8 protein-coding genes are annotated in these 10,169 nt (G+C 59.1%); 4 read left to right on the forward strand and 4 right to left on the reverse strand.

The annotated features are described in order from the left end of the window. Nucleotides 1-29 precede the first annotated feature (29 nt). Entirely contained in the window at nucleotides 30-725 is a 696-nt protein-coding gene (locus tag HMPREF2724_RS08135) for a helix-turn-helix transcriptional regulator (protein ID WP_070588155.1), read from the forward strand. On the opposite strand, the gene thrB is transcribed toward HMPREF2724_RS08135, so the two are convergent. The 4 genes from thrB to argS form a co-directional block, all read right to left on the reverse strand. Beyond that, complete coding sequence (thrB, locus tag HMPREF2724_RS08140) at nucleotides 722-1,651, reverse strand: homoserine kinase (protein ID WP_070432833.1); 930 nt, start codon at nucleotides 1,649-1,651, stop codon at nucleotides 722-724. The genes HMPREF2724_RS08135 and thrB overlap by 4 nt on opposite strands. Next, a complete protein-coding gene (locus HMPREF2724_RS08145) occupies nucleotides 1,648-2,985 on the reverse strand; it encodes a homoserine dehydrogenase (protein ID WP_070456186.1) in 1,338 nt (445 codons plus the stop codon). Before HMPREF2724_RS08145 ends, thrB begins: the two co-directional genes overlap by 4 nt. Nucleotides 2,986-3,096: 111 nt before the next feature. Continuing rightward, nucleotides 3,097-4,431: a diaminopimelate decarboxylase gene (gene lysA / locus HMPREF2724_RS08150; protein WP_070456188.1), complete on the reverse strand. Its 1,335-nt coding sequence runs from the start codon at nucleotides 4,429-4,431 to the stop codon at nucleotides 3,097-3,099. Further along, a complete protein-coding gene (gene argS / locus HMPREF2724_RS08155; protein ID WP_070456190.1) occupies nucleotides 4,432-6,093 on the reverse strand; it encodes an arginine--tRNA ligase in 1,662 nt (553 codons plus the stop codon). A gap of 197 nt (nucleotides 6,094-6,290) precedes the next feature. Between argS and HMPREF2724_RS08160 the strand changes: the two genes are divergently transcribed. The 3 genes from HMPREF2724_RS08160 to HMPREF2724_RS08170 form a co-directional block, all read left to right on the forward strand. Further along, the gene (locus HMPREF2724_RS08160; RefSeq protein ID WP_070456191.1) at nucleotides 6,291-7,943 is read left to right on the forward strand and encodes an L-lactate permease; all 1,653 of its coding nucleotides are present in this window, start codon (nucleotides 6,291-6,293) and stop codon (nucleotides 7,941-7,943) included. A 330-nt stretch (nucleotides 7,944-8,273) separates the two neighbouring features. Continuing rightward, nucleotides 8,274-9,059 carry a (Fe-S)-binding protein gene (locus HMPREF2724_RS08165; protein ID WP_070588159.1) on the forward strand — a complete coding sequence of 262 codons (786 nt, stop codon included), beginning with the start codon at nucleotides 8,274-8,276 and terminating at the stop codon, nucleotides 9,057-9,059. After that, nucleotides 9,059-10,169: lactate utilization protein B (locus tag HMPREF2724_RS08170; RefSeq protein WP_070588161.1), on the forward strand; the 1,111-nt coding region annotated here is incomplete at its 3' end. The genes HMPREF2724_RS08165 and HMPREF2724_RS08170, both read left to right, overlap by 1 nt.

The raw sequence follows: 10,169 nt of genomic DNA on the forward strand, positions 1-10,169 counted from the left end.
TTAACCTTATAAATTATTCGAGGAGAAACATGCCCGTCCATGCACCGCGGTCCTCCACAGAACTTTTCCCAGAAGCACTACGCCTGTCACCCAAACAGCGAGAAGTTTTAAACGTTCTGCAGGAATATCCGCAAGGAGCACGCGCGGCGGACATCGCCAAAGACATGGACATGCATGTCAATACCGCGCGCGGCCACCTCGATGAGCTGGTACATGTAGGCGCAGTCCGCGTTATTACCGCACCGGCCAAGGGCCGCGGACGCCCTTCGCTGATTTTCCAGGTGCGCATCCCTGATAACCGCTCAGTGGCAGAAGAATACGTCACCCTCATTAGCGTTTTGGCAGAGATGTTGGCAGATAAGGAAGAGCTCAACGATTACGCCTACGAACAGGCACGCGCAATTGGCCGCAAGTGGGCTGCCTCAACGCACCAGGACCAGTTTCCCTCCGCCAACGCGCTGACCCCGCTATATCGCAAGATGCGCGATATGGGATTTGACCCCACTGCATCGACTACCGAGCTCGAAGAAAATGGTCAGACCGACATGGAGCTGCATGCCTGCCCATTCGTAGCGGCAGGCATCAAGCCCTCCCCGTTCGTCTGCGCTATCCACGATGGTTTCTTGGAACAAGTCGCAGCTGATTCCGGCGAGCACCTCTCGCTTACGCTGGTTCCGAAGTCAGGCAACGGAACCTGCTGCGTAAACGTCAAGCAGACTGCTTAAGCCCGCGCTGCATGGACCTCGACCGGGCCTGCAACCTCCAGTGGGAGTACTCGCAGGCCCGCTTCGCGCGCATCCTGCAAGATTGATTCCTCAATAGGCTCAGTGTGCAGCACCATCGCGGTAGGGCCCGCACCTGAAAGGTAGGCCGCATAGCCGCGGTTGCGCAGACGGTTGACCCATTCCGCGGTAATAGGCAACACATCAGCACGATAAGGCTGGTGCAGCCTGTCACGGGTGCCTTCCCACAACAGCTCCGGATACTTTTGCAGTGCGACCACCTGCACGGCAGTGCGCGAGACGTTGAAGGAAGCATCGCCGTGCGTCACGTGCGAAGGCAGGACGCGGCGAACGGCTTGGGTGGAGGCATGGAAATCCGGTACCAAGGCTGTGGCCTGGATGGACTCGTGTACATCCACACTGACAGCGCGATATTCTGGCAAAGATCGGCCGTCAACCGGCACTGTGGTCCAGGAGACCACGGCATTGCCTAGCACGGACGCCGCGGCGTTATCGGGGTGCCCTTCAAAAGCAGAAGACAGCTGCACTAGCTGATCGCTGTTTAGCGGTGAGCCTGCCAAGGCATTGCCCGCTGCAACGCCGGCGACGGCAGCGGCGGCCGAAGAACCAAGACCACGCGACTGTGGGATGTTGTTATTGCAGGTAACGCGCAGACCCGGCACCGCAGCATCCGCCGCATTCAGCGCGGAACGGATGGCTTTAACTACCAGATGAGAGTCATCGCGTGGCAAGTCCTCTGCTCCCTCACCGAAGATTTCTACCTCCAGCCCAGCGGGGATGACCTCAACCTCGACGGTGTCATAAAGGCTTAACGCAATGCCGAGGGTGTCATAGCCGGGGCCCAGATTAGCTGAGGAAGCAGGGACTTTTACCGTGGCCTTGACACCTACCTCTACCTCCGTGCTCACAGCTGGCCACCGTCCAAGCGAATAACGGAGTGGACCGCCTTGACATCATCAAGCTGGCCCAGCTCCTCGACGATGCCCTGCATCTCATGCTCCAACGCGGTGTGGGTGACCACGATGAGGCGAGCGATTCCGTCGCCGTCTTCCTGGCGCACAGTGCGCAGGGAGACGTTGTGCTTGGCAAATAGCGCGGAGATCGCAGAGAGCACGCCTGTGCGGTCTACGACTTCCATATCGATGTGATAGCGGGTGTATACCTGACCAAAGTCTGCTATCGGCAGGTTAGCGTAGGTGTTCTCCCCCGGCGCACGGCCGCCGTGAACGATGTTGCGGGAGGCGCCGACGACGTCGCCAAGCACCGCAGACGCCGTCGGGTTACCGCCGGCACCGTTGCCGTAGAACATCAGGGAGCCAGCTGCCTCGGCCTCGACGAAGATAGCGTTATAGGACTTGCTGACGGAGGCCAGCGGGTGCTCCTTAGGGACCAAGGTCGGGTGCACGCGCGCGTTGACGGACTCATTGCCTTCCGCATCACGCAGGCGCTCGCAGATGGCCAGCAGCTTGATGGAATAGCCTGCCTGCTGTGCGGCGGAAATATCCTCAGCAGTGATGTTGGAAATGCCCTCGCAATAAACATCATCGAAGGTAACGCGGGTATGAAAGCCCAAAGACGCGAGGATGGCCGCCTTCGAGGCGGCATCATGACCCTCGACATCGGCAGTTGGATCGGCCTCGGCATAGCCTAGCCGCGTGGCCTCAGCGAGCGCGTCCGCGTAGGAGGCACCCGTGGACTCCATCGCGTCCAAAATAAAGTTGGTGGTGCCGTTGACAATGCCGGAAATGCGTTGAATCTGGTCGCCCGCGAGCGAACGACGAAGCATTCCCACGACCGGGATGGCGGCAGCCACTGCAGCCTCGAAGTAGAGGTCCACGCCAGCGTTATCGGCAGCTTCTGCCAGCTCGTCCGCATGAGCAGCCACCAGCGCCTTGTTCGCGGTAACCACAGACTTACCAGCATTCAGCGCAGCCAGCACGAGCTCGCGGGGGAAATCGATACCGCCGATGACCTCGACAACCAAGTCGATGTCGTCGCGCATGACTAGGGCCTTCGCATCGTCGGTGAGCAGATCCTTCGGCACACCAGGACGCAGCTTATTTTTATTCTGCACGGCGACGCCCCGGATTTCTGCGGGACCGCCAATGCGGTGGGCAAAGGCATCAGCGTTTTCCCCCAGCAGGCGGAAGACCTCGGCACCAACGGTGCCGAAACCAAGCAGCGCGATGCCTACAGCTTCGCCTTCGCCTTTACCAGTGCGGCTCTTGGTCTGTGAAGTCATATCGTCCCTTAATCTTTGGTAGTTAAATTGCTACCCACACTATACGGAACGAGCTGTCTAGTTTTTGCGCTTCCAGAAGATTCTTTTGCTCAACAGTTAAAAGCGGTGAATTTAATCAATTTCAAGGGCCATTAGGTCCTCGACTGTCTCGCGACGCAGCATCAGACTAGCCTCACCATCGCGCACGGAGACCACGGCCGGGCGCAGCGCGCCGTTGTAGCGCGAGGCCATCATGTACTGATAGGCGCCGGTGGTGGCGAAGGTCAGCAGATCCCCTGTCTTAATGTCGCCCGGCAGCTTGCGTTCACTAACCAAGATGTCACCGGACTCGCAGTGGAAGCCCACCACGCGGGAATCCACTGGCTCACCTTGAGTCAACCGGTTAACCACACGCACGTCATATTCCGACTCATAGAGCGCGGGGCGGATATTATCCGACATTCCGCCATCGACTGAGAGATAACGGCGCATCGGCAGCTCGGCCTTGCCGGTCTCTACGTCTTTGACGGTGCCCACCGAGTACACGGTTACCGCAGAGGCGCCGACCAGCGAGCGGCCCGGCTCGACCAGAACGAAAGGCGCATCGATGCCCAGTTCGCGAGCGGTGCGCTCCACTGCGGCAAGCAGATCTTGGGCCAGCTTGGCGACGTCGAGAGCTTCCTCGTACTCCATGTATGGAATGCCGAAACCGCCGCCCAGGTCGAGCTCCTTGAGCGCTACCCCCAGCTCGGTATGAATGCGCTTATAGAGCGAAAGCACGCGTTCGGCGGCCAATTTAAAGCCATCAGCATTGAAAACAGACGAACCCACGTGACAGTGCAGCCCCACCAGCTCCAAGTTTTCAGCTTCCAGAGCTGCCTTAGAGGCACCAAATGCCGCACCCGTGGCCAGGGAGATGCCGAACTTTTGATCCTCATGCGAGGTTGCGATGAATTCGTGGGTGTGGGCGTCGACGCCGGGCTTGACGCGAATCATGACTGGCTGAACACGGCCGGCCGCACGCGCGATTTCATCAAGCTGCGCCAGTTCACCTTCGTTGTCGAGCACGACGTGCGCTACACCATTGTCCACACACAGCTGTAGGTACTCGCGCTCCTTGTTGTTGCCGTGCGCGGTCATGCGCTCCGGCGGGAAACCAGCTGCCAGGGCTACCTTGGCCTCATTGAGGGAAGCCACGTCAAGACATAGGCCTTCCTCGGCCACCCACTTCACGACGCGCTTGGTCAAAAATGCCTTCGATGCGTAGTGCACGTGCTCAGGCCCGCCGAAAGCACGTGCCATGTCGCGGCAACGAGAGCGGAAATCGTCCTCATCGAAGACATAGAGCGGCGTGCCGTATTCCTGCGCGAGCTCTGTAAGTGGCAGGCCGGCGATGGTGACCACGCCATCGTCCTGGCGCTTAGCGTTGCGTGGCCAGACGTGGGCTGGAAGCTGGTTGAAATCCATCTACATCTTCTCCGGGGCGCTGACGCCCACCATGGTCAGAGCGTTGGAGAGGACCTGACGTGCGGCGTCGGCAAGCGCGAGGCGTGCGATATGGATTGGCTGCGTTGTCTCGTCCGCCTTCGGCAGCACCTGGCACTGGTCGTAGAAGCGGTGGAACACAGCCGCCAACTCCTCGGCAAAGCGGGCGATGCGGTGCGGCTCGCGCAAGGTCGCTGCGGTGGAGACAACCTCAGGGAACTCGCCCAGAGTGCGAATGAGATCGCCTTCCTTCTCGTGTGTGAGAAGCGCAAGATCTGCATCTGCCATAGCCGCGGCGTCAAGGCCCAGCTCTTGCGCCTTGCGCAGGATGGAGCAGATGCGCGCGTGGCCGTACTGAACGTAGTAAACAGGGTTATCGGAGGACTGGGAAGCCCACAGGCCCAGGTCGATGTCGATGGACTGATCCACGGAAGAACGCACCAGGGAGTAGCGTGCGCCATCGACGCCGATGGCCTCGACGAGATCGTCGAGGGTGATGACGGTGCCGGCACGCTTGGACATCTTTACTGCCTGACCGTCACGCAGGAGGTTGACCATCTGGCCGATGAGTACCTCGACTTGCTCTGGGTTATAGCCCATGGCGGCGGCGGCCGCGCGCAGGCGGGCGATGTAACCGTGGTGATCCGCGCCCAGCATGTATATGGCCAGATCGTGGCCGCGGTCGAACTTGTCAGCTACATAAGCAATATCACCAGCGATGTAGGCAGCATCGCCATCGGACTTGATAACCACGCGGTCCTTGTCATCGCCGTAGTCGGTGGACTTCAGCCACCATGCACCATCTTCGAAGTAGAGCTTTTCGTTGTCCTTCAGGTGAGCGACGGCCTTTTCGACTGCGCCGGACTCGAAAAGCGAGTTCTCGTGGAAGTAGACGTCGAAGTCAACGCCAAACTCGTGGAGAGAATCCTTGATGTGCGCGAACATCATCTCCACGCCGGAGGCGCGGAACTTCTCGCGGACCTCGTCCTCAGAGCCTTCCAGTGCGTTCGGGACCTGCTCGACAACCTTGGCCGCAATCTCCTGGATGTAGTCTCCGCCGTAGCCATCTTCCGGGGTCGGCTCGCCCTTGGCCGCAGCAACGAGGGAGTTGGAGAAACGGTCGATCTGGCGACCGTGATCGTTGAAGTAGTACTCGCGAGTAACCTCAGCTCCCGACGCCTCGAGCACACGACCCAGGGAGTCACCTACTGCTGCCCAGCGGGTGCCGCCCAGGTGGATTGGGCCGGTGGGGTTCGCAGAAACGAACTCCAGGTTGATCTTCTGATCTTTATAAGCATCATTGTGGCCATAAGAAGTGCCAGCCTCGCGAACCTGGCTGACGATTGCGCCCTGCGCGGCAGCAGCCAGACGGATGTTCAAAAATCCAGGGCCGGCAATCTCCGCGACGTCGATAGCGGCGTTTTCTGCCAGCGCCTCAGCGAGCCAGGTGGCCAGATCACGCGGATTCACGCCAGCCTTCTTGGCTACCTGCAGGGCCAAGTTGGTGGCGTAGTCACCGTGCTCGGGATTACGCGGACGCTCCACGGTCACGGTCTCAGGAAGGACGGCGGTGTCGAGCTCGTGTTCGCTCAATACAGCGACTGCGGTCTCTTTAATAAGCACAGAAAGATCTACGGGATTCATAGCGTCAAAGTCTATCGTCCCGCGCTGACATGAGCAGCATCAGGCACGCATTGGGGCCTTTTATAACAGCAAGCAACTTGTGTGACATTTGCCCCTTATTGCGAAACTGTCGCGAGAAGGCTCGCTCAAGTTTTAGGCTTTAGGAAGACTAAGTATTAAATAAAACACTCGTTTTCCTTCTAGAGACTTGGGTAACTATGAACACTTTCCAAATATCGACGGATGCGATCGGCGGTAGCCTTGGCCTTTCCGCTGCCGTAGCGACGCTACCGCTTATCGCCTTCTTCATCATGTTGCTGGGTTTTAAGGCCCGCGCACACACCTCGGGCGCAGTTGCCCTCACCGTCGCACTCCTCATCGCCACCTTCGGCTTCGATATGCCAGCAGGCATGGCCTTTTCCTCTGCGGTGCGCGGCGGCCTGTTTGGCCTGCTTCCCATCGTCTGGGTCATCATCACCGCCATCTGGTTCTACGAGATCACCGTAGCTTCCGGCCGCTTTGAGGATCTGCGCAAAACCTTCGACTTGCTTGGCGAAGGCGATATCCGCATCCAGGCCATCCTCATCGCGTTCTGCTTCGGCGGCCTCCTCGAAGCCCTGGCAGGCTTCGGCGCTCCGGTAGCGATTACCGCAACGATGATTCTGGCATTGGGTGTCAAACCACTGAAGGCTGCCACCACCGTCCTTATTGCCAATACCGCGCCCGTTGCCTTCGGCGCCGTGGGTATCCCCGTTACCACCGCAGGTGAAGTTGGCGGCCGCACCGCGGAGCAGACCGCCGATATTGCGGGCTTGATTTCCTTGCAGGTCCTACTAATCGCAGCCGCAGTGCCATTTTTCATCCTCTTTATCCTGGACGGCATGCGCGGCGTCAGGGAGGCAGCCCCGGCCGCCGCAGTCATCGGCGGCTCCTTCGCCATCGCCCAGTGGGCCGCGGCCAACTTCTTTGCCTACCAGCTGACTAACGTCGTGGCCTGCATCGTTTCCCTGGGCTGCGCATTCGTGTTCCTGCGCATGTGGAAGCCAAAGGGCGTTGCCGAACTGCGTCAGCGCATGGAGATCCCAGCGCAGGAGGAAGTCACCGATCTTTCCGGCGTCCGCATCTGGATGGCGCTGCTTCCCTACGCCGTGGTTACCGCAGTCTTTGCGCTTGCCACCGCCGTGCCCAAGCTCTTTGGTTTCTGGAAGATTAAGTTCGCCTGGCCGGGCCTGGATAGCACAGTCCTTGACTCTGCCGGCAAGGCCATGGACACCTCGTTTAGCTTCAACGTCTTTGGTAATCCCGGCACCTTGCTGCTGATTTCTGGGCTAATCGTGGCAATCATCTTCTGGATTTTCAACGATGGCGGCCACTACCATTTGGCAAAGTCCGCGCCGCTTGCCAAGTTTGGCGAGGTTTGCGCCCGCATGAAGTTCTCGGCGCTTACGATTATCTTGGTCCTAGCCTTGGCTTACACCATGAATTACTCCGGCCAGACCATCTCTATTGGTGAGTTCGTGGCGTCGGCAGGCGGCATCTTCGCTCTCTTCGCACCCGCCCTGGGCTGGATTGGCACGGCCGTCACCGGCTCGGACACCTCGTCCAACGCTCTCTTTGCTAACCTCCAAGTCACCGCCGCCGAGCGCATCTCCGTCAATCCAGACCTCATGCTTGCTGCTAACACCGCCGGCGGCGTGGTGGGCAAGATGATTTCCCCGCAGTCTCTGGCCATCGCCGCAACGGCCGTCAAGATGGAAGGCGAGGAATCCCGCATCCTGAAGGCCGTGGTGGGCTACTCTCTCGCCTTCCTGGCCACGGTCTGCATCATCGTGTTCCTAATGACCAATGTGCTGGGCTTCCTAGTTCCATAGCCGCAATTTTCAAAGCCAAATAGTCGCCGCACCTACCCGGTTATTAGGTGTGGCGACTTTTGTATACCCCCAAAAGGTTTGAACTTGCCAGTGACGCAAGACTCACTTGGCGCCGCAGATCGGGCTCTGACAAAAGCCGTGCGTCCATCTGTGCACGTGAGCAATTTCGCAACACTAGTGTTGTGAAATAACCCCAGTTAAACAGGCCTTTTTCGACAGAATATCTGCGGAGTTATCGGTAGTATTTATTCCACAACGAAAAACGTTTGCCTGAGCCTCCTGCATCCAGCTCATCGGAGGCAAACTTGGGCAGTAAAAGGAGCGCAAAGTATGCGAATTGCACTATTTTCCACGTGCATTGGTGACGCCCTCTTCCCGGACGCACACAAAGCAACCGCACTAATCCTCTCCCGCTTGGGCCATGAAGTGGTCTTCCCGGAAGAGCAGACCTGCTGCGGACAGATGCATATCAATACCGGTTATCAGAAGGAAACCCTAGGGATGATCCGCAGCTATGCGGACGCCTTCGCGGATCCTTCCATTGACTACGTAGTCTCCGCTTCTGGCTCCTGCGTCGGCGCAGTCCGCGAACAGCACGTCAAGATTGCTGACCGCTTCGGTACCTCCGCCGACGTCGACGGAGCCAAGATTGCTTCCCAGAAGACCTTGGACCTCCCGGAGTTCTTGGTCGACATCGAGCAGCGCACCGACTTAGGTCCCTTCTTCCCACATAAGGTCACCTACCACGCTTCCTGCCATGGCCTGCGCTTTTTGAAGTTGGGTGACCGCCCGTACCAGCTGCTGAGCAAGGTCGAAGGCATCGACCTCGTGCCGCTAGAAAACGTGGAAGAGTGCTGTGGCTTCGGCGGTACCTTCTCTATTAAGAATCCTGAGGTCTCCCAGGCCATGGTCTCGGACAAGACCCGCCACGTAAAGGACACCGAGGCTGAGTACTTGACCGGCGGTGACTCTTCCTGCCTGATGAACATCGGCGGCGCCCTCTCCCGCCAGCGCAGTGGCGTGCGCGTTATCCACATGGCCGAAATCCTGGCTTCCACCAAGGAGCACCCATGGACCCCTGATACGGCCGCATATTCCAAGGAGAAAATGCTCTAATGACTTCCTTCCTCGATACCACCCCACCGCGGGCGCCCGAAGGCTACGGCAACCTGCGCGGCAGCAAGGCATTCGTGCCGCTGGCACACGTCGGACTGAACAACGCTACGCAGCGCCACAACCTGTACCACGCCACCACCACGATTCGCAATAAGCGCGCCAACGCCGTCGAAGAGCTACCGGATTGGCAGCAACTGCGTGACGCTGGCTCCGCCCTCAAAGAGGACGTGGCAGCCCGGATGCCAGAGCTCCTCCTCCAGTTTGAGGAAGAGGTAACCAAGCGCGGCGGAATTGTTCACTGGGCCCGCGACGCCAAGGAAGCCAACGAGATCATCGAGGGGCTTATCCGCGAGACCGGTGAGACCGACGTCGTCAAGGTCAAGTCCATGGCAACCCAGGAAATCGGCCTGAACGAGCACCTCGAGTCTGTAGGGATCAATGCCCGCGAAACCGACCTGGCTGAGCTCATCGTTCAGCTGGGCGAGGATAATCCCTCCCACATCCTGGTTCCAGCCATCCACCGCAACCGTGCCGAAATCCGTGACATCTTCGTCAACAAAATGCCGCACACGGATGAATCCCTAAAGGCTGAGCCAGCCGAACTCGCGGAGGCTTCTCGTATCTTCCTGCGCGAGCAGTTCATGAAGGCCAAGGTCGCCATCTCCGGCGCTAACTTTGGTGTCGCAGAAACCGGCACCATCAATATCGTGGAGTCTGAGGGCAACGGCCGCATGTGCCTTACCCTGCCGGAGACCCTGATTACCGTGATGGGCATCGAAAAGCTCGTGCCAACATTCCAAGACCTTGAGGTCTTCCTGCAGCTTTTGCCGCGTTCTTCCACGGCAGAGCGTATGAACCCGTATACCTCGATGTGGGCGGGCATAACTGAAAACGATGGCCCGAAGAACTTCCACCTCGTCCTGCTGGATAACGGCCGTACCGCGGCACTATCCAGTCCAATCGGCCACCAGGCGCTCAAGTGCATCCGCTGCTCCGCTTGCCTGAACGTATGCCCAGTCTACGAACGCGCCGGCGGTCACGCCTACGGCTCGGTCTACCCAGGCCCCATCGGCATCTCCATTACCCCGCAGCTAACCGGTATCAAGGACC

Origin of the sequence: Corynebacterium sp. HMSC071F07, from assembly GCF_001810285.1 — a bacterium.
Classification (GTDB): domain Bacteria; phylum Actinomycetota; class Actinomycetes; order Mycobacteriales; family Mycobacteriaceae; genus Corynebacterium; species Corynebacterium simulans.